We start from the raw sequence: 20,476 nt of genomic DNA, 5'->3' as shown, positions 1-20,476 counted from the left end.
ACGTGCAAAGAATTTCTATATGTTATTTTAGTTTGCTTTTTGAACAATCTCAGAAATGAAATTTTTTGGAGGGGTTACAGGATGAATATAGAAACAGAGATATTCCATATTATTTCTCATGGTGGGGATGCTAAATCGATTGCTTATGAAGCACTAGAGCTAGCCTATAATGGCGATTTTGATTTGGCTAATAAAAAAATGGAAGAAGCGAACCAAACCTTAACAAAAGCACATAATACACAAACGAAGCTCATTCAAGCAGAAATAAATGGGGGTAAAGTTGAGATGTCGTTATTAATGGTCCATGCACAGGATCACTTAATGGCGGCAATCAGTGAGATGTCCTTAATTGAACAGATGATCAAGATACTTAACAGGGTAGATCAATTAGAAAAAAAACAAGGAGAGAGTGTGTAAAGATGAAAAAATTGGGAATTTCTATTTATCCAAATCATTCCACAGTAGAAAATGATAAACACTATATACATCTAGCAAGCAAATACGGATTTAAGCGCATTTTTACGTGTTTACTTTCCGTTGAAGGAAATAAAAATGAGATCTTATCTAATTTCAAGGAAACGATTAATTTTGCAAAACAGCTTGATATGGAAGTAATATGCGATATTAGCCCACGTATATTTAAAAGTTTAGGTATCTCATATGACGACTTATCTTTTTTTAATGACCTTGGGGTAAATGGAATTCGATTAGATCTTGGTTTTACTGGGAATGAAGAGTCCATGATGACCTTTAATCCATATGGGTTAAATATAGAGATTAATATGAGTAATGCAACGAAGTATCTGGAAAATATTTTAAGCTTCCAACCTAATCGGAATAAGTTAATAGGTTGTCATAATTTTTATCCACATCGCTACAGCGGTTTGTCGTATGATTTCTTTATCGAATGCAGTAAAAAGTTTAAAAAGCACGGATTGAGAACAGCTGCTTTTGTATCTTCAAAGGCTGCAACGTTTGGACCGTGGCCAATCGTAGAAGGGTTACCCACTTTAGAAATGCATCGCGAATTACCGATCGATGTTCAGGCAAAACATTTGTTTGCCACAACGTTAATTGATGATGTCATTATTAGTAATGCATATGCATCTGAAGAAGAAATGGAACTTTTAAGTCATATGAATAAAGAGAAAATAACGTTTAATATTCAACTAAGTGATTCAGTGAGCGATTTAGAGAAAAAAATAGTATTTGATGAACCTCATTTTTATCGTGGTGATGTTTCTGATTATATGATTCGTTCTACGCAAAGCCGAGTTAAATATAGAGGAGAGTCTTTTCCGCCACATAACACGATAGACATAAAAAGAGGGGATATCATCATAGAAAGCGATTTGTATAAACAATATGCAGGAGAATTACAAATTGCCTTAAAAGATATGAAGAATTCTGGGAAAACAAATGTTATCGGCAGAATACGAGAAGAGGAGATTTTCTTAATTGACTATCTGAAGCCATGGGATAAATTTGCTTTTTCAAATTGGGATAGGTGATAGACATGTATTATATAGTCTTGATGCAGGTGGAACTAAAACGTATGCAGCAGTGATGGATCATGATAAAAATATACTTTTCTCCGTAAAAAATGGACAGGGTAACGTAGCAGTGGATAGGGAAGAGACTCAACATAATATTATGGATGCAATAAAAGTTTGTATGAATAGTGAATATGGTAGTAAGTGTGAGTTTATTGTTTTAGGTGTTGCCGGAATTGAAAAAGGTAATTCTAAATTAGAGTTTAAACAATTGGTGGAGGAACAATTTCAAATACCAACTTTCGTTTTAAATGATGCGGAATTAGCTCTCTATTCGGTTTTAGGAGATGAAAACGGGATATTGGCAATAGCAGGAACAGGATCTGTCTTTATTGGAAAAAATAAATCCACCATTAAAATAATTGGTGGTTGGGGGCATTTGTTGGGAGATGAAGGAAGCTCATATGATATCGGCATTCAGGCATTAAAACGGTTGATCTCCGAAATCGAGCAAGGTTCTATTCAAAAAGAATTTGCTACATCCTTAGCTGGCGAATACCAACTATGGACACCGTCTGCCATAAAAGATTTTGTTTATTCTTCTACAAAAAAAGAAATTGCTGAACTATCCTTATTTGTACATCAACTTGCTAAAAATAAGGATATAGATGCAATCAGACTTTTGGAAAATGCTGGTTACGAAATAGCTCAGCAGGTTATACGGCTGACTAAACTACTCAGATTAGAGCCTCCAATAACCATTGTTTTGAAAGGCGGCCTATTAGAAAAGAATGAATTTATTCAGAAATACGTTGAGATAAAATTAAAAGAATTCTCAACCGATATGTCGCTTCTATTTAGAAATACCCCGGCAGTAACAGGTTCTCTCTATGCATGGAAAAGTCAAATAGGAGGTTAATTATGATGAGTATGTTAGTTGTTGGCCTCATGTCAGGAACCTCATTAGATGGAATTGATGCTTCGCTTGTAAAAATGGAAGGTTATAAAAGAAGAACCCGTATGGAAGTTTTGAAGAGCATATCATTGCCTTACAATGATGAATTGAAGCAAGAACTGCTTTTAGCAATAAATAAAACTAGCTCGAATGTGGAACAAATATGTAGTTTGAACTTTAAGATGGGCTATGTCTTTGCGAATGCTGTAAAAGCAGTTTGTAAAGAAGCCAACATTCATTTACATCAATTAGACTTAATTGGTTCGCATGGTCAAACTTTATATCACATTCCAAAAGCACATCATTCTTTAGCTAAATCAACGTTGCAAGTTGGTGATCCTTCTATCATAGCATATGAAACAAATACAGTAGTTGTCTCTAATTTTAGAACAATGGATATCGCAGCGGGCGGAGAAGGTGCACCTTTAATACCTTATATGGATTGGCTTTTATTTCGGGATGAAAATAAAGGAAGAATATTACAAAATATTGGCGGCATTGGTAATTGCACTGTAATTCCAAAAAATGCTCAAATAAATGAAATATATGCATTTGATACCGGTCCAGGGAACATGATAATAGATGAATTATGTAGAAAATTATGTCACCTTCCTTTTGATGAAGGTGGAAGGATAGCAGCAAAAGGGAAAGTTCACAAGGATATTGTAGATAGATGGATGCAACATGCGTATTTTCGTTTAGTTCCTCCAAAATCAACTGGAAGGGAAGACTTTGGTAGTGAATATACCAAAGAAATACTAACGTTATCTAGCAATTTACCACCAGAAGATTTAATCGCAACAGCTACTTATTTTACAGCCTTTTCCATTGTAGACGCGTATAAAAAATTTGTTTTTCCTAATTCGGAAGTTTCAGAAATAATTTTAAGTGGTGGTGGTGGAAATAATCATACGTTAATTAAAATGATTGAACAGTTACTGCCAACCATCAATGTGTTTACAATTGATCAACTTGGTATAACGACAGATGAAAAAGAAGCTGTTGGATTTGCAGTACTTGCTAATGAAACCATTCATCAGCAGCAGACAAATGTTCCTAAGGCAACAGGGGCTATTGAGCCAGTTATATTAGGACAGATAGCACTCCCGCCTTATGGAGATCATAAACAAATACTAAAAAAAGGATATAACAACAAGACAATACAAGCAAGGTGGGAGAACGATGGCAGATGATTCACAATTAACCGAAATGAAAAATAATAAGTCCAAAAATCTTCATGAATTTTCTACAATGCAAATCATAAAATTAATGAATGAACAAGATAAAAAAGTAGCTGATGTGGTTGCATTAGCACTTCCGCAGATTAAATTAGCTATCGAAACAATGGTACAAGCAATTGAAAAAGGAGGACATGTCATCTATTTTGGTGCAGGAACCAGTGGTAGATTAGGAGTATTAGATGCATCTGAGTGCCCGCCAACATTTGGTGTCTCTCCTGACTTGATACAAGGGGTTATTGCGGGTGGCGATGCTGCGCTTAGAAATGCAATAGAAGATGCAGAAGATAACTGGGAAAATGGAAAAAAAGATGTACTAAATCATGTTACAACAAAAGATGTGATCGTTGGTATAGCATCGAGCGGCAATACCCCTTATGTTTTAGGTGCAGTACAACAGGCAAATGAAATGGGTGTACCAACAATCGGTATTTCGTGCAATGTAGACACGAAACTATCGAAAAATGTTAATATTCCAATAGAGTTACCTGTAGGAGCAGAAATAGTTACGGGTTCAACCCGTCTGAAAGCTGGAACTGCACAAAAAATGGTTTTAAATATGCTGTCTACAGCTACGATGATACGACTGGGTAAAGTATATAAGAACCTTATGATCAATGTGCAAGCAACAAATAAAAAGCTGCGCAAACGGGCAATCAACATTATTCAAGAACTGACTGGTGTTGATGAAATTTCTGCGAAGAAAGCGAATAAGGAAGCAGACGGGGATGTACGCATAGCAATTTTAATGTTGCTGTTTCATATAGATCCAATCAAAGCAAAAATGATGTTGTCTAAGCATAATGGAAATTTTGTTAAGGCGATAAAAGAAAACAGTTTAGAAAGATAAAGAAACTAGCGATAATTAATATATGTAATAGGAATTTAATAAATGGTCTCACTTAAAAGTTGTGGATTATTTATTTCTACTAAATTAAGGTATTGTATTTGGTTTCGCTTATCTAGCGTATTTTTAGTGCAATCAATCAGAGGCTGGGACAAAACGAAAACAGCTGATTAAAAAACAACCATAAATCGTCCTTGTACTATAGTAAAGTATAAAATTTTAGGCTTTATCCCGCATGTAAGGTACCGTAAGACTCCCACTTCAAAATCTTGAGTTGATACAAAAAGTCAAAGTGGGAGAAAACGGCACCTAAATGCCCGATTGGTTCAACTAACATTCCGTGTAAAAAGCATTCCACGGAATGAATTTTCACTTTATCCCGCATGTAAGGTGCTGTAAGACTCCCACTTCAAGTCCTGAGTTCGTGCAAAGGGTCAAAGTGGGAGAAAACGGTACCTAAATGCCCGATTCGTTTAAGGGGCCTTTAGGTCATACCCCCTGAGGTACTAACATTCAGTAGGAGATGGAAGAAAACTCCTACTGAATGAAGTTTCACTTTATCGTATAAGAAAAACTACGGCTTTCGCTAAAGACTTGGCGACAAGCCAAGTTTTTCTAAACACAAACAAACCGAACAATTATAAATGAATTGTTCGGTTTGTGCTATTTCGTATTTGTTTATGTTATAATCTCTTATTATATCTTTTGGTGCGTGATATTTTTTAAGCGATTACCTTGCTTCACCAGGTGCTTGGACTGCTTTAAATGTCCACTCGAGATTTAAAGCGTCCCCTTGAAATTCGTTTTGGTCTTTTCCGTTATCAACAAAGTTAAACTTTACCGCGATATCATCTACTGTACCGGCAGGAAGTCCCTTGTCACCAAATTGTGGGTAAAAAACATGTTTATTAACCGCTTCCGGTTTCATGTTTTTGAGATCTGCCAACGTGGTTTTATAGATGACTTCATCCAGTTTATCGGCATTATATAAAAACTCAACTTCAATATGCTTTCCAAAGTCGTCTGTATTGTCACTTTTAGCATCGATAACAGAATAATTCGTTTCCAATAGTACCTTTTCAATGTCTAACGTTCCGTTGTTTTGCAGCTCAAATGTACGAATCATGGAGTCGCCTGGCTTTAAATTATTAAGATTAATCATTTCTGTTGGTTCAGCATTTAAGTCAAGTGTACCTGCTGCAAATGTATTTTGACTTACCTCTTCATCACTGAAGTATGCATATGTTCCACCGCCTATCATTGCTAAACCAAGTGCTGCTGATAATACCCCAATACCGATTTGTTTTTTAATTCCCATTTCAATATTCCTCCCTGTACATTTTTCCCTTTGTTCCTTGTTCAAAAAAACCAAAACGGTATTGTTATCCTGAAAAGAAAGGTCTTTCAATGAAACAAGTTGTTATCAGCTTTTGAACAGTTACTCGGGGGATTTTTTAGAATACGCTTTATATAAAATTTTTTGTCACCAAATTAAGATACCGCAGTTATTTTTTGATAAACTTAGTAATTTATAAGATGTTGTTTCATTGTAGGTAATTCTTTTGAAAAGTAGCTTCGTCGTCTAGCCATAAGCGCTCAAGCGCCTAGCAAACTTCGCTCTTCTTCCTACGATAAGTCAACATCGGTTCCTCCGTCACCGTGTTTTCTTTATCTCGTCAGAAGACCTCCAGTTTGTACGTCGCTAAGCGAGCGCTTGTAGCTTTTGTGTCTAGCCATAAGCGCTCAAGCGCCTAGCAAATTTCGCTCTTCTTCCTACGATAAGTCAACATCGGTTCGAACCTAAAGGAAGGCCGAGTAAAAGCGGGTTTGCTGCCCGCCGTCGGCATACTCCTGTTAGGCATGTTTTCTTTATCATAAACGAACATACTGTTAAATGTTGGAGCTTATCGTTTTTCCATTAAAAAATTTGCTTCGCTAAGAAGTAGCTGATATCCGCGGTCGGAAATCAACCCGTTCTTTTTCTGTTCATTCAATAAGGTGATAAAGCCGTTCATATGTTTCATAGCTTTATCTTGTAATCCTTGTTCCTCATATTGACTGACGGTTGTTAGATGGATTTTTAATGCATGTGCTGTTTCACTGGAGAGTTCTTTTCCTTCAAAGCGTTCAACAAGTGTTTTGATTGTTGCTGCACTGGCTGGCATGTTTACGAGTAACGGATAATCGGTAATGATGCCGTCCACTCCCCACTCGATTAGTTGTGTAACCCAATTTCGATCATTGACGGTGTAGGGCCATGTTTTGAAGGCATATTTATGGATACGGTCAACGGTTTCTTGATTTAATAAACTTTTATTAGGGTTTACATAATCAGCATATGTTTGAAAGCTTGCTAGCTGTTCATCGGTTATTTTCCCGCCAATGGTTTGGCCATAACCAATCAGTACACCAGTTGGAATCGATGGCAGTAGTTGATGAATTTGCTTAACAGATTCCCAATTAAAAGATTGAACAATGATATTGCTGTTTTCATTTGTGATGTTACGTTTTACTAGTTCATCTGCTATTTTCTGTTCAATACCTGGATAGAGCTCTGGATTTTTTAATTCAATGAGGATACCGATTTCCCCATTATGACGGTCTAATGCTTCTCCGAGTGTCGGTACCTTTTCACCGGCAAATGATTCATGGAACCAGCTTCCTGCATCCAGCTGTCTAATTTCTTCAAAGGTAAAATCTTTAACTGCACCTGTACCATTCGTTGTACGGTCGACAGTTGTATCATGCATGAGAATTAATTCGCCATCTTTTGTCATTTGTACATCTACTTCAAAGTAATCGGCATGATATTCAAGCGCTTTGTCAAAAGCGGCCATTGTATTTTCCGGTGCCTGGCCGGATGCACCGCGATGGGCGATAGTAAAAGAATTCGCCGTATTTGCTGACGCAGAAATGGTTGGTAGTAATACTGTGATACTGATAACAAATAAGGTAATAGCTAAAAGTTTATTCGAACGTTTTTTCATTTTAGTTCTCCTCATCATTCCCCATTTAATATAGAAATGTAGAGATGCTATTCTTTCCACTTATAGTCTGTTATCTGTTCTACCGAATTCATAGATTAAAAAGGGTTATATATTTTACACGATAGGAAAGTATAAAACTTTAGTTTTTATCGTATAAGAAAAATGATAGTCTTCGCCATAAAGGCTTGGCGACAAGCAAAGTTTTTCTTCATGGATAATAGTTATTGCCACTTAGCTAATAGTGCATCTGTTCCGTTCTTAAGTGTTTGATAGGCATTAGTGGAAATGACCTCTTTTTCTTTTTGTTTGTCGAGCAGAAGATGGAAATTAGTCAACTGTTTGACAACTTTATCAACTGCCTCTTTTTCTTCAAATTGACGGACTGTTTTCAGATGTATTAATAGTGTCCGTGCAGCTTTCTTATCTGTTATTTCACCGTTTGCTGCAAGTTCATTTACTTGGTCGATTAAATTTTGTGAGGTAAATGATTTGGTTGTACTTAGGCTGATGACTTTAGCAATTTCGGTATTATCAATTGTTCCGGTTAGTTTTTCCGCTAGAGGACCATATGCATATACTGGGACGTTAACAGCTGTGTGCCCTGTAGTTGTCCAGCCGATTAATGCACGATCACTGATAATTTTAGCGATGGCACTAGCCTTATTTGTAGTTGATTGAACCAAATCGACTTCTTCTTCCGTTAAGTTATGGATACCTGCATAAGTTGCCATAACATCAGCAAAATCGGCATCATGTTTATTTAATTGCTGGCTAATATATTCTGGTGTCCGCTTTACATTGCGTATGACATCTTTATTAAATCCGTACTCGCCGTTTACTCCAATCGACATACCACCTGTTTCGTGGTCGGCGGATACAATAACAAGAGTATTTTTGTCTTTTTTGGCAAACTCAACTGCTTCTTTGACGGCCTTATCGAATGCTAGTGTTTCCTGAATATTCGTTGCCGGATAGTTGGCATGCCCTGCATGGTCAATACGCCCGCCCTCTACCATTAAAAAGAAACCGTCATCATCATGTTGTAGTACATCCAATGCTTTATTTGTCATTTCATCAATGCTTGGCTCATCGGTCAAATCTCGGTCTAATTCGTATGTCATATGGCTGTTATTAAATAAACCTAATAGTTTGTCCGAGTCTGCTTTTGCCATTTCATCTTTATTTTCAATCAGTTGATAACCTTTTTCTTTCGCAGCATCTAAGAGATTTTTTCCATCTTCTCGTTTCCCGCCGTCTCCTTTTGGAAGAAATTGATGCTTTCCGCCACCAAGCAGGACTTCAATGTCATGTTCTAAGATCATTTGTTCAGCGATATTATTTTCTTTATCTCGGTCATCAATATGAGATGCAAAAGCAGCTGGGGTTGCGTGCGTAATTCTGGCTGTCGAAACAAGCCCTGTTGACATACCGCTTTGTTCCGCAGCTTCGAGCACTGTCTCCACATCAAAATGTTCTTCATTTTCATGATGTTCTTTGTTTTTGGGTGCTTTCCCCACTACTCCATTGTCGGTCTTATATGTGGAGGAAAAAGCAGTTGCCGCTGCGGCAGAGTCTGTAACCGTATTATCATGTGAGAATGTTCGTGCATATCCAACATTGGTAAACTGATCCATTGCTAAATCGTCTGCACCATATCCACCCCCTTTAAAGTAAGCTGCTGCAGATATTTGGTTTTCTGCCATTCCATCACCAATTAATAAAATGACATTTTTGGCTGCACCATTCGTTGGTTGACTCTGGTGGTTGGTGTTATCTCTAGCTGCATTTACCATACTGTAGGTAACAATAGAGGTGCTTAATATAACTGCAAGCGAAAGTCCAGCCAGTTTTTTATTTTTTATTTTCATTTCATCTCCTCCATTTTTTGCTAACGCCTATCTGCTTTCTACCATAATAAAGTAATGTTGAAAGACTATTAATCTAAAGTTAAAAAAATGTAAATATTAGATTTTTTGTATTTACTGGTTATTTTTTGTTATATAATAGGGCCTAAGACCGGATAGGTTGATATGTTGGAAAAATACTGTACAAGGTTAGTCACTATTATTTATAAAGTAATTAATTGACTGTGAGGAGATACTTAAACTAACCAGGCAAATCGTTACAGCGTTTGCATGAAGGCATTTACATAGTTATATTTGTAAGAAGTGATCACTAAGCAAGGTCTATGTCTTAACTTGAGATAATGGTAGATGTTAGGAGGGAATCCAGCCAACTTGATAGATTCTGCACTAGTTTTGTAGATTGTTTCCACAGAAAGGATATTTAATCATGCGTTGCTGGACAAAATATAAAATGACAAGCAAAAAATATCTTTTATTTCCACTTGTTATGGGATACCTGTTATTGGTGGCGGTCTCTCAATGGACTACTCCGACAACAGCTTATTTCACGGATAGTCAGAGCATTGATGGAAAGGTATCTGCTTCAAAGCAATTTTGTAAGAAAGAAGAAGAATGTACGACAGAGCAAAAGAGAGTGGAAGAACAAACAAAATCAGAAAATAGGAAACAGGAAGCTGATCAAGGAAAAGCGGCTTCAGATAAACAGGGAAAGAAAGATGAAGACATTACACAAGACAGTTCAACAGATAAAAATAGAGATAAAGCCAACGATAAAAAGCAATCAAATGAGCTGGAAAATAAACATCAAAAGTCGACAGCAGAAGAAACAAATCAAACAACAACAGATAATGCCGCTGTAAATGAGTTGAACGAGCAAACAAAATAACTGTTATATATTGGAGTGAGAATAACAATGAAGGGAAAACGTATGTTAAAGATGTTCAGCAACATGGTCACGGGTCTGTTATTTATTTTACTGCTTGTAACTTTATTTGCTGTTATATCGATGAAAGCATCTGGTGGTGAAGTGAGCTTATTCGGTTATCAAATGAAGACAGTACTTTCCGGATCCATGGAGCCAGAGATGAAAACAGGGTCCATTATTGCCATTAAAGATACAGATGCAAAACAAGAATTTCAAAAAGGTGATGTCATTACATTTAAAACAGAAGATGATGTTTTTGTCACCCACAGAATTGAGCAAGTAAAGGACAATGGGAAGCAGTATATTACAAAGGGAGATGCAAATAATGCAGCTGATTCGGAGCCGGTTGTACCAGAAGATATTGTCGGGACGTATACAGGACTTACCATTCCCTATATTGGCTATGTCATGAATTTCGCCAGTTCCAAAGAAGGTGCTGCACTCATGCTGATCATAGCAGGTGTGTGTTTACTTTTATTTTCCATTTTGATGATCTGGCGCGCATTAAGGCAGTTGGATAAATTAAAAGGTGGAATGAGAGCAGATGTAGAGTAAGTTTTACTGTTATCCGTAAGAGAAAAAAAGACGGAAGTATACATTTTAAAAGTGGGTTGTTTGTTAATCCTTTATAGTATACGTTTAAATACTTTTCGTTGTTGTGCATGAATCAAATCGATCTTTTCATCCATATCTGGTTTGTTTTCACTGGCGTAGCTGTTCAAAAGATTTTCATTTAACACGATCTTCTTTCTATTTTTCAAAAGGTGTAAGGCAGTACGTGCTCTAATAAGATTAACATAGGACGAAGAGAAGCTTGAAATCAATTTATTTTTCACGCCCTAAATAGTCAAGTTAGCAATTTCATTTATTGCTAGCTTTATTTCATCTTTAAGATTATAAAAGTGAGGGGCAATGCGGATGACATCATTTCTAGCCGCAACAAGAATTTGTCTGCTTTTTAAAACTTCTTGTACTTTGGCAGTATCTTTAACGTAAAAAGAGGTTAGGCTTGTTCGATTATCTGTAGACACTGGTCCTGCAAGCTGTAAGCCTTGTTCTTGACTATGGTCAAGAATGAACGAAGTCAGTTCGCTTAAATATGCCTCTATCTTGTCTATTCTTATATCAAGCAGGAGCTTTAAAGCTTCATGAGCGGCATAAACACTTATAAATGAAGGTGTTCCTGTTTCAAAGTGGCGAGCCCCTGTCGCTAAATGGGATTGATAAATATCAAATGTGGAGGTTGAAGTTTGACCTAGCCAGCCGGTTATTCGTGGGGGTAGCTCTTCGGCAAGTTCTTTTTTAATGTACAAAAAAGCAACACCAGGAATTCCTAGCATATATTTACGCATCCCTGCTGCCAGTATATCGATATCCATTTCCTTTACATGAATCGGAATATGTCCTGCTGATTGATAAGCATCAACAAATAAGAGAGACCCTTTACCATGTACGATTTCAGCAATATTGCTAATATTTTGCTTCAAACCATTATAATAATTCACATGAGGAATACATGTAATTAGTGTGTCTGATGTCACTGCCTCTGCAAATTTCTCAATAGGTATTTGTCCATTGGAAGATTGAATTATAGTAAACTTATTTTTAAATGGAGTTTGTGCAGACCAAATATGACCAACAGTAGGGAAAACCATATCGGTAAACACGATTTTGTTTTTCTTTGTGTTATAAGGAAGAGAAGTAGCAATCGCCGATATGGCGTCAGATACCGAACAAAGGATAGCTACTTCATCTCTGTCACAACTAATAAGTTTAGCAAACTTTTCTCTAGTTAATTCCAATGTATGCATCGCTTGATCCCAATTTTTACCTAATTCTAATAAGCTATAATGATATTAATCAATCGCAGCTGAAACATTCTTGGACAAGGCACCCTGTGAGCAGCTGGCTAAATGTGTATGGGTTTTTAAAATAGGGAATAGCGAACGATAGGAATAGGGGTCCAACTGCCTTCCTCCTCGTTTATCTTTTACATAAGGTACTATAAGGCTCCTGTTTCAAAGTGGGTAGAGAATAGGAAGATGTTTAAGTGGAGGATTTATAGCCTTAAATGCCAATTAGTTACTAACTTCATAAAGGGATAAATGAAAAAGCCCATGAATGCAGTTTCACTTTACTTTATAATGATCTATTTTTGTAAAAAGTATGCCGTGGATGTACGATATTTACGTATGACAATCTGCATGTCGTTATCCACGGCGCTCGAGTTTATGTAATATACATGGAATAAATTTGTAGCAAATACGTTTTTGCTAACTATCATTCCTTTAAAGTTCTTTATACTTTAGCTTTAATCCTTTGCTTTTTTCTACTGGATATTTTTTAGCATTCTTCTTTATTTTCTCTTGAATGATTTCTTTTACGTCTAGATTTAAATCATGGCTCAACATGAGTGCGTAAATCATTACATCTGCCAGTTCCTCTTTTATATTTTCAAAATTAGCTTCTACTGCCTGCTCACTTGTTTTCCATTGAAAGTCTTCCAACAATTCTGCAGCTTCCAATGAAAGCGAGATGGCTAGGTCTTTAGGATTGTGAAACTGTCGCCAGTCTCGTTCATCTCGAAATTCGATTAGTTGTTCGATTAGTTGACTTATATCACTCATGTTTTTATCGTCCTTTCCATATAAGTATTAAATCAAACTTTGAATAAATGTTGTTTAATCAAATACTCGTCGACTTTTCTATTAATAGGACTATTATATCTCTTTTTTTGACGTATGTTCAGTGAAATTGAATAATATTCTATCAGATGGTCATATATAATATATTAATAATTATGTTAATTTCTATTATAAATAAACAAAAATAATGCAGTTTGGATACAAATATTATTGTAGTTTAATGCTTTGGATTTGTAAACGATGAGACGAAGCCAGCTCATTTTCTCTATGTTGTTCCTAGTTTGTTTTTACTTAAATATAGTTTAATAAATAAAGGAGAAAAATATCTCATTCCTTTCTGTAAAATAAAAGCCTTTTTCCAAACAAATTTTACATGAATGTTATGGTGTTTTTTTGAAAATTGGAGTATAGTAATGTGAATGATTTCAAGATTTTGATCAAGTTGTTTTAAAGTCTAGTTTGGAGTGAGTTTGTTGATTGATATTTTAATAGCTTTTATCTTAGGCGTTGTAGAAGGGCTAGCTGAATTTTTACCTATCTCTTCTACAGGGCATCTTATATTAGTAGGGCATTTACTAGGTTTTGAGGGAGAAAAAGCAAAAACATTTGAGATCGTTATTCAACTCGGGGCTATCCTGGCGATTACTATTTTATATAAGGAACGTCTTGTTTCTTTATTTAACATTGCACCGATTTTGAAAAAAGAAAAGAAATTTAATGCAATCCATATTATTCTTGGAGTCCTTCCGGCCATCGTTGCTGGGCTATTGTTACATGGAATTATTAAAACCTATTTGTTTCAACCGCAAACGGTGGTCATTGGACTTGTAGCCGGAGCCTTTTTAATGATTTATGCAGAGAGAACAAAGCCTGACCCCACTGCCTACTCTTTAGACGATCTAACGTATCGGCAAGCGTTTATGATTGGATTATTCCAATGTTTGGCTGTCTATCCCGGCTTTTCAAGAGCAGGATCGACTATTTCAGGTGGACTTTTAGCAAAGGCAAGCTATCGAACGGCATCAGAGTTCTCCTTTTTAATTGCACTTCCTGTAATGATCGGAGCGACAAGCTTAGATTTATTAAAAAGTTGGAACCATTTAAGTGTTAGCGATCTCCCAATGTTTACCGTAGGATTTCTAACTTCTTTTGTTGTCGCCCTGTTTGCTGTGGTAACTTTCTTAAAGTGGCTGGAACGAATCGGGTTAACTCCTTTTGCTTATTATCGTATTTTGTTAGCTTTCTTATTTACGATATTTGTTTTACTTTAAAGCTTTCCCTATGTAAAAAGAATAGAGCTGTTAAAGCTTGACCAATTAATTCATCAGCATGATTAATTGCTTTCTTTACAGGTACGTCAACAAATCGTTTTCCACGTAATATGGAGGTATCAACCCGTACATGCTATCATTCCACCAAGAAAACCAGAACCACCTATACTGGCCATCATCCCATTGAAGAAACCTCTTTCTGATAAAGACAGAAATAGTACGAAGCAAATGATGAATATCATTTAAACTAAAATGTTTCGTTTATCACATAAGTAGATAGAGTGCTATTCGATCATGAAAGGCATAAGGAGTAAGTATGTCTTAGTCAAGAGGAACTTGATTTTTTATAAAATACAGAATTATTTTTAGCTCCTTTGAAATCACCTGATTTTGAAGGAGCAGTTTTTTTATAGTGCTTCATGTCTTTTTAAACCATATTCCTTCTTGTTCCGAAGCAAAATAATTCTCCTTCCTTCAAAACAACTTGCTATAGTTATGAGCTTCATGTGTGCAAAAAGAAATTGCACACATTTTTTATTCCTTTTATGAAACGAAGGCATTGTTCTGTTATACGGTGTTGGCATAAAGTTTGCTTGTTGATTCACAAGTGGGCACAAAAAAACGGAGAGGAGGCATTAAAGAAATTAGGAGAGAAATACATCTGAAAACGAGTCGAAAAGTGCATCACAGTAATTGGTAAGCCAGAGTAAGTAAGGGTGTGTTTTACAGTTTTACAAACTTTAAAAAGGAGGAACAGAAAGTGAAAAAAGTAAAAAATAGGAAATTATTGAAACTAGGTATTGTATCCATAGCTTCATGCTTCATTTTTGGAAGCAGTATCCCGGTTTACGCAAAAGCAAATCTCCCTAAAGTGACAGAGTTTCAGAACACATTAGATATCTCTGCACAACCTTCAGAACAAATATATGGCAGTTATTTAACGAATAAATTTAATAACTTCTCTGATTTAGGCGCTTGGCATGGCTATTATTTACCAAGCTACGATGCGAAAGAATTATATGGAGGATTTGCAGGACCTGTAATCATTGCTGAAGAATATCCTGTTAACTTGGCTAAAACGATAAACCAAATTCAAATTAGCAATCGGGACACTGGTGAAAAATATGATCTGCGTAACAGTGACCCAGTTGACTTTACGTATTATCCAGGTCGATTAGTGCAACACTATCAACTTGATGATTTTGATTTAACTTTAAACCTTATTTTTGTCACTAACCGCACTGCTATGATTAAAACGGAACTCAAAAATAATACCAATAAAGCGTTGAATTTAGATGTTTACTGGCAAGGAGAGCTTTTGAATACATTAGCTAATGGAAATAACAAGTTAAATTTAGGTCAATCATTAACAGCAACTAAAAATGGTGTACAAGTTAATTTTTCGGAAATAAGAGATACTTGGAATTATTTTGCTACGGATCAGGCTAAATACTATATTTATCATGATCAGCCAGTCAAAACAATTGTAAGCGGTAATAAGTATGAAACGAGACTAAATAAACCGATTAAAATTAAGCCTAATAAAAGCTTTACAACATACACTACAGAAAGCTATACATTTACAACCAAAGAATTTAATCAGGAAAAAGGAAAGCTAAAAAAATACACCAAGCAGGCGAATAAGCTGTTTAAGCAAAACGAGAAGCGTTGGCAAGGATATTTGGATCGCACCTTTAATGAGAAAAATGATCATAACAATCTTGAGTATCGACATGCTGCTGTAAAAGCGATGGAAACACTAATGACAAACTGGCGAAGTCCTGCCGGCGCTATTAAACATGATGGAATCGTTCCTTCCATGTCTTATAAGTGGTTTATTGGTATGTGGTCCTGGGATTCTTGGAAGCAAGCTGTTGCAGTAGCTGACTTTAATCCAGAACTTGCTAAAAATAATATTCGTGCTTTATTTGACCATCAAATACAATCGAATGATAATGTAAGGCCTCAGGATGAGGGAGCAATTATCGACGCCATTTTCTATAATAAAGAGCAGGCGCGAGGCGGCGATGGTGGAAACTGGAATGAGAGAAACTCGAAGCCACCACTAGCATCCTGGGCAGTTTGGAATGTATATGAACAGACTAATGATAAGAAGTTTTTAAAAGAAATGTATCCAAAGTTAAAGCAATATCATGAATGGTGGTATCGTAACCGTGACCATGATCAAAATGGAATTTCCGAATACGGTAGTACAGTAAGTGAAGCGAACTGGCAAAGGGATGAGAATTATCAGATCATTAAAGATGAAAACGGTAACCCTAAATTAAATCCAGAAGCAGTAATAGAAGCTGCCGCTTGGGAAAGTGGAATGGATAATGCGACTCGCTTTGATCAAGAAGGTGTAGGGAAAGATGATGTTGGTGTTCAAGTCTTTGAAAATAAAAATAAGGATAATAAGGTAATTGGTTATTCCATAAACCAAGAATCGGTTGACTTAAATGCCTATTTATATGCAGAAAAAGCCTTTTTAAAGTCAATGGCGGAAGAATTGAACAAACCAAGAGAAGCTAAGCAGTTTACGAAAGAAGCGAACTACATTAAAAACTATATAAGCAAGAATATGTACGACCAAAAAACCGGTTATTTCTATGATTTACAAATTAATGAAGACGGCTCGAAGAAGAAATTACTAACAAACAGAGGAAAAGGAACAGAAGGTTGGATTCCTTTATGGGCTAAATTAGCAGATAAAGACCAAGCTGGAAATGTCGTTGAAAACATGGTAGATGAAAATAAATTTAATACGTATATGCCATTTCCAACTGCTTCAAAAGACAACCCTAAATACAGTCCTAGTCATTATTGGCGTGGACCTGTCTGGATGGATCAGGCATTGTTTGGAGTTGAAGCACTACAAAATTACGGATACAATAAAGAAGCGAGAACATTAACGGAGAAATTATTTAACCATGCTGAAGGTTTAATGGAGGATGGACCAATTCGTGAAAACTATAATCCTGAAACTGGAAAGGGATTAAGTACTAAAAACTTTAGCTGGTCAGCTTCTTCTTATTATTTGTTGTATAAAAATAGCCTAGTAGATCAAAAAACAACGTCTCAGGATGGGCTATCCATTGATAAATAATCAAGATGCTCATGGATTCATTTTGTAAACATCTAGTAAAATTCTATCTTGGTGAGTACAATAAAAACAAGCAGTATACTAACTTATCATAATGCTGCTAGATTTCTAGTTAAACTATAAATTGAACAACCCCCCTTAAAAGAGTCCAAGCTATCTTTTAAGGGGGATTTTTGTTGGTTGAGGAAACGCCATCCGTTTTTTACATGTTGGATATTTTTTTGAAAAGTAGCTTTGTCTGTCTAGCTTAAATGCTCAAGCTTTGTGCCAACTCCTCAAGATAAGTTACTATCGGCTCAAATCTAAAGGAAGACAAAAAAGCGGGCTTGCTACTCAGGCGTCGGCATACCCCTGTTGCAGGCGATGTTTCCTTTATCACGTGATTTCTTTAGAAGCTCTCCCGTTTAGATGCCGCTAACCGAGCATTTCTAGCTTTTGTTTCCTATACAAGCTTAGGTTATCGTTACGTAAAATTTTCTAAATCGAAGCTTCGTAAATGGATTCGACCGCTTTCCTTAAAGCTGCATTAAACGCTTCATCTGTTTGGTTGACATTCAAATCTTGACTTAAAGCTCTGGAGAAACTAGCGATTAATCCTTCATTTTCTTTCAGCATTTTATTCGCTTCGTCTCTTGTATAGCCGCCAGAAAGTGCGACAACACGTACCACATTTGGATGCTCAATTAGTTCCTTGTATGTGTTTGCTACTGTAGGAATAGTTAATTTTAACATGACATTATCTGATTCGCTTAAATGATTTAAGTGGCGTAGTATTTCAGTTTTTAAGAGCTCTTCGCATTTTTCTTTTTCCGGGCTATGGATGTCTACTTCTGGTTCAATGATAGGAACCAAACCAGCTGCTATAATCTGTTTCCCGATTTCAAACTGTTGACGAACGACAGCTTGGATACCTTCAGGATTCGCTTCTTTAATAACCGAACGCATTTTGGTTCCGAACATATGACGTTCATTTGCCCGTTTTAGTGTTTCGTCTAAGTCTGGAATTGGCTTCATTAAATGCACACCATTTGCTTCTTCAGCAAGTCCTTTGTCTACTTTTAAAAAAGGCACAATTCCTTTCTTTTCGGCTAAATAATCGCCTGTATACATACCTTCTATTTCACGGTCCATCGTTTGTTCAAATAGGATGGCTCCCAAAATATACTTGGGATCAAAGGCTGGTGATGTAATAATCCTTGTGCGCATTTCATGTACTAAATCGAACATTTCCGCTTCATTTTGATACGCATCTTTTGATATGCCATAAGCGGCTAACGCTTTAGGTGTACTGCCTCCACTTTGATCCAGTGCAGCAATAAACCCTTTCCCGTGTTTCATTCTTTCCATTTGACTTTGTTGCATGATTTCCACTCCTTTACCGTAATAGTGCTAGCTTCTACAGCTTAGAACGAAATATACATAAGAAAGTGACAGAAGCAACATTCACATTTTTATTGTAGCACTAATGAAGGAAAGGTTATAGTTATGCGCATGAAAAATCTATTTGAAACACGCACAAGTAAGCAACAATTGTCCGCATGGTAGATTGTATGAATTTTTAGATGTTCATAACATAGACAGGGCATTTAAACAGATAAGAGCTTTTTGCTGTGTGATATAATAAACGCAATAAAAAGCTTCCTATGGGGTGATACATATGAACATTAACAATATTTTTTGCATTGGCCGTAATTATGCAGATCATGCAGCTGAATTAGGCAATGAAGTACCAAAAAAGCCATTGGTCTTCTCCAAGCCAACGAATTCTTTAGTGGAGGCGAATGGTCGGACTGTCCAGTACCCGGCTGATCAAGGTGAAATTCATCATGAGGTAGAGATTGTTTTATATATAGGTAAAGATGTTACCGATCGTGTAAAGGTAGATGATGTAGTAACTAAGATGGCAATGGGAGTTGACTTGACATTAAGAGATGTGCAATCTGAATTGAAAAAGAAAGGACACCCATGGTTAATAGCCAAAGGATTTAAAAATGCAGCTGTGGTTACAGAGTTTTGGAAGTTTCCAGGAGAAGTTGCTTGTTCAGAGAGTGATTTTTCTCTACTATGTGATGGAAAAGTAGTTCAACAAGGGAATATTTCGTCGATGATCTTTCATTTTCAGACGATACTGGAGTATATCCAGGCAAATTTTGGCTTGAAGAAAGGTGATATTATTTACACGGGAACACCAGAAGGAGTTGGCCCAATAGTTGATAGAAAGAAGTATGAACTGAGATGGGGAGATGAAGTGAAAGGGAGTTTTGTAGTGCAATTAAGATGAAGCCTATCTATAAGCATGAGTTACTATGTTATTTAAATTACTATCTCGGTAAGCAAGTGAATGTAAAATGAGAACAAATAAATTCTCGTTTATTGTGTTACCAATTCATGTTAATGCACTCTTCAATAAAAGAATTTCTATCATGCTTAAGTCTATCGAGAGCCAATTGAATTATTTTGAAATAAAAACGAAAAGGCGGGAATCAGCCGCCCTTTCCACATGTTGATTTGATATAAATTTGCGCTTTGATTAGGAGCCATGACTTTTCAAGGTGGCGAATCTCTTTTTTCCAGTAGTTATCCATAACAGAGTAGATAATTTACTATTAGGTGTTATGAGATGCTTTATTTAGTAACCCTTAGCACGTTGAAATGTGTTTACTCCTTCTGTTGTCTTGCCTGACGAATTTTTATTAAGTAAGCTTTTAATAATTCTGCTTCTTCTTCTGTCACATCTGATAAAAATTTTAAATGACAATCTTCTTCGCCAAAGGCGATATAAGATGGCTTTACATTATAAAATTCAGCTAGCTTTTTTAGCATTTCTGGGTTAGGTGTGCGATTGCCTTTTTCATAACGGGATAAATTAACGCTAGAAATTCCTATTAGTTTTGCTGCCTCTTTTTGTTCTAAATTTTGCTTTTTTCTTAATTCAATTAATCGTTTTCCAATATCATTCAAATCATTCACCTCTTTTACCAAAATGGTAATTTAAAACTTGACATTGTTAATGAAAAAAGCTATCATATTACTTGATTACCGGAATGGTAATTTTACAAATTCAAAAAAGAACCTGTTTAAACTGGATAACGTTTTGGTTAGTCCATAGCTTTTTTAAGTTTTTAGGAAGTATCATCCAATATTAGA

General features: G+C 36.1%; 16 protein-coding genes and 1 pseudogene. 10 read left to right on the top strand and 7 right to left on the bottom strand.

Going from position 1 to position 20,476, the window contains the following annotated elements:
* Nucleotides 1-81 precede the first annotated feature (81 nt).
* The 5 genes from BN1066_RS07340 to murQ are packed head-to-tail and all read left to right on the top strand — an operon-like array spanning nt 82 to nt 4,536.
* Nucleotides 82-417, top strand: coding sequence for a PTS lactose/cellobiose transporter subunit IIA (locus BN1066_RS07340; protein ID WP_077318782.1), 336 nt, complete (start codon nt 82-84; stop codon nt 415-417).
* Between the two features lie 2 nt (nt 418-419).
* Entirely contained in the window at nt 420-1,511 is a 1,092-nt protein-coding gene (locus BN1066_RS07335; protein WP_077318781.1) for a DUF871 domain-containing protein, read from the top strand.
* Nucleotides 1,486-2,412 carry a BadF/BadG/BcrA/BcrD ATPase family protein gene (locus tag BN1066_RS07330; RefSeq protein WP_077318780.1) on the top strand — a complete coding sequence of 309 codons (927 nt, stop codon included), beginning with the start codon at nt 1,486-1,488 and terminating at the stop codon, nt 2,410-2,412. The genes BN1066_RS07335 and BN1066_RS07330 overlap by 26 nt, the downstream gene beginning before the upstream one ends.
* Nucleotides 2,413-2,423: 11 nt before the next feature.
* Nucleotides 2,424-3,641 carry an anhydro-N-acetylmuramic acid kinase AnmK gene (gene anmK, locus BN1066_RS07325; protein ID WP_077318944.1) on the top strand — a complete coding sequence of 406 codons (1,218 nt, stop codon included), beginning with the start codon at nt 2,424-2,426 and terminating at the stop codon, nt 3,639-3,641.
* Nucleotides 3,631-4,536, top strand: a complete 906-nt coding sequence (murQ, locus tag BN1066_RS07320) for an N-acetylmuramic acid 6-phosphate etherase (RefSeq protein ID WP_077318779.1) — start codon at nt 3,631-3,633, stop codon at nt 4,534-4,536. The genes anmK and murQ overlap by 11 nt, the downstream gene beginning before the upstream one ends.
* A 727-nt stretch (nt 4,537-5,263) precedes the next feature.
* Here murQ and BN1066_RS07315 read toward each other — a convergent pair.
* From BN1066_RS07315 to BN1066_RS07305, 3 genes are all read right to left on the bottom strand, one after another.
* A complete protein-coding gene (locus BN1066_RS07315) occupies nt 5,264-5,851 on the bottom strand; it encodes a CalY family protein (RefSeq protein ID WP_077318778.1) in 588 nt (195 codons plus the stop codon).
* Between the two features lie 586 nt (nt 5,852-6,437).
* Complete coding sequence (locus tag BN1066_RS07310) at nt 6,438-7,520, bottom strand: glycerophosphodiester phosphodiesterase (protein WP_077318777.1); 1,083 nt, start codon at nt 7,518-7,520, stop codon at nt 6,438-6,440.
* Between the two features lie 221 nt (nt 7,521-7,741).
* Nucleotides 7,742-9,388: an alkaline phosphatase gene (locus BN1066_RS07305; RefSeq protein ID WP_077318776.1), complete on the bottom strand. Its 1,647-nt coding sequence runs from the start codon at nt 9,386-9,388 to the stop codon at nt 7,742-7,744.
* Nucleotides 9,389-9,812: 424 nt separating this feature from the next.
* On the opposite strand from BN1066_RS07305, the gene BN1066_RS07300 reads away from it, so the two are divergent.
* Together BN1066_RS07300 and sipW are read left to right on the top strand one after the other, a co-directional pair.
* Nucleotides 9,813-10,271 (top strand): SipW-dependent-type signal peptide-containing protein, encoded by a 459-nt coding sequence (locus tag BN1066_RS07300; RefSeq protein WP_077318775.1) that lies wholly within the window; start codon nt 9,813-9,815, stop codon nt 10,269-10,271.
* 27 nt (nt 10,272-10,298) lie between these two features.
* Entirely contained in the window at nt 10,299-10,865 is a 567-nt protein-coding gene (sipW, locus tag BN1066_RS07295; RefSeq protein ID WP_077318774.1) for a signal peptidase I SipW, read from the top strand.
* A 284-nt stretch (nt 10,866-11,149) separates the two neighbouring features.
* Here sipW and BN1066_RS07290 read toward each other — a convergent pair.
* Nucleotides 11,150-12,277: pseudogene (locus BN1066_RS07290) on the bottom strand (aminotransferase class V-fold PLP-dependent enzyme).
* A gap of 321 nt (nt 12,278-12,598) precedes the next feature.
* On the bottom strand, nt 12,599-12,937 hold the full coding sequence (locus BN1066_RS07285; RefSeq protein ID WP_077318773.1) for a nucleotide pyrophosphohydrolase: 339 nt from the start codon (nt 12,935-12,937) through the stop codon (nt 12,599-12,601).
* Nucleotides 12,938-13,428: 491 nt separating this feature from the next.
* Here BN1066_RS07285 and bacA point away from each other — a divergent pair, with 491 nt between their 5' ends.
* Together bacA and ygjK are read left to right on the top strand one after the other, a co-directional pair.
* Nucleotides 13,429-14,226: an undecaprenyl-diphosphate phosphatase gene (gene bacA / locus BN1066_RS07280; protein WP_077318772.1), complete on the top strand. Its 798-nt coding sequence runs from the start codon at nt 13,429-13,431 to the stop codon at nt 14,224-14,226.
* A 760-nt stretch (nt 14,227-14,986) separates the two neighbouring features.
* Nucleotides 14,987-17,332, top strand: a complete 2,346-nt coding sequence (gene ygjK / locus BN1066_RS07275) for an alpha-glucosidase (RefSeq protein WP_077318771.1) — start codon at nt 14,987-14,989, stop codon at nt 17,330-17,332.
* A 474-nt stretch (nt 17,333-17,806) separates the two neighbouring features.
* Here ygjK and BN1066_RS07270 read toward each other — a convergent pair whose 3' ends face one another.
* Entirely contained in the window at nt 17,807-18,691 is an 885-nt protein-coding gene (locus BN1066_RS07270) for a fructose bisphosphate aldolase (protein ID WP_077318770.1), read from the bottom strand.
* Nucleotides 18,692-18,986: 295 nt separating this feature from the next.
* Here BN1066_RS07270 and BN1066_RS07265 point away from each other — a divergent pair, with 295 nt between their 5' ends.
* Nucleotides 18,987-19,610, top strand: coding sequence for a fumarylacetoacetate hydrolase family protein (locus tag BN1066_RS07265; protein ID WP_077318769.1), 624 nt, complete (start codon nt 18,987-18,989; stop codon nt 19,608-19,610).
* A 377-nt stretch (nt 19,611-19,987) separates the two neighbouring features.
* Here the strand turns inward: BN1066_RS07265 and BN1066_RS07260 are convergent, their stop codons facing one another.
* Complete coding sequence (locus tag BN1066_RS07260; RefSeq protein WP_281250256.1) at nt 19,988-20,299, bottom strand: helix-turn-helix domain-containing protein; 312 nt, start codon at nt 20,297-20,299, stop codon at nt 19,988-19,990.
* Nucleotides 20,300-20,476: the final 177 nt, after the last annotated feature.

The organism is Virgibacillus proomii (assembly GCF_900162615.1).
Taxonomy (GTDB): Bacteria; Bacillota; Bacilli; order Bacillales; family Amphibacillaceae; genus Virgibacillus; species Virgibacillus proomii.
The sequence above is the reverse complement of the archived record's forward strand: the minus strand, read 5'-3'. Positions and strand labels throughout refer to the sequence as shown.

Bases quoted from the DNA above. Each gene is read 5' to 3' on its own strand.
- BN1066_RS07300 (WP_077318775.1), top strand. From the start codon at position 9,813: ATGCGTTGCTGGACAAAATATAAAATGACAAGCAAAAAATATCTTTTA.
- BN1066_RS07340 (WP_077318782.1), top strand. From the start codon at position 82: ATGAATATAGAAACAGAGATATTCCATATTATTTCTCATGGTGGGGAT.
- BN1066_RS07335 (WP_077318781.1), top strand. From the start codon at position 420: ATGAAAAAATTGGGAATTTCTATTTATCCAAATCATTCCACAGTAGAA.
- BN1066_RS07270 (WP_077318770.1), bottom strand. From the start codon at position 18,691: ATGCAACAAAGTCAAATGGAAAGAATGAAACACGGGAAAGGGTTTATT.
- BN1066_RS07265 (WP_077318769.1), top strand. From the start codon at position 18,987: ATGAACATTAACAATATTTTTTGCATTGGCCGTAATTATGCAGATCAT.
- murQ (WP_077318779.1), top strand. From the start codon at position 3,631: ATGGCAGATGATTCACAATTAACCGAAATGAAAAATAATAAGTCCAAA.
- BN1066_RS07305 (WP_077318776.1), bottom strand. From the start codon at position 9,388: ATGAAAATAAAAAATAAAAAACTGGCTGGACTTTCGCTTGCAGTTATA.
- BN1066_RS07315 (WP_077318778.1), bottom strand. From the start codon at position 5,851: ATGGGAATTAAAAAACAAATCGGTATTGGGGTATTATCAGCAGCACTT.
- anmK (WP_077318944.1), top strand. From the start codon at position 2,424: ATGTTAGTTGTTGGCCTCATGTCAGGAACCTCATTAGATGGAATTGAT.
- sipW (WP_077318774.1), top strand. From the start codon at position 10,299: ATGAAGGGAAAACGTATGTTAAAGATGTTCAGCAACATGGTCACGGGT.
- BN1066_RS07310 (WP_077318777.1), bottom strand. From the start codon at position 7,520: ATGAAAAAACGTTCGAATAAACTTTTAGCTATTACCTTATTTGTTATC.
- BN1066_RS07285 (WP_077318773.1), bottom strand. From the start codon at position 12,937: ATGAGTGATATAAGTCAACTAATCGAACAACTAATCGAATTTCGAGAT.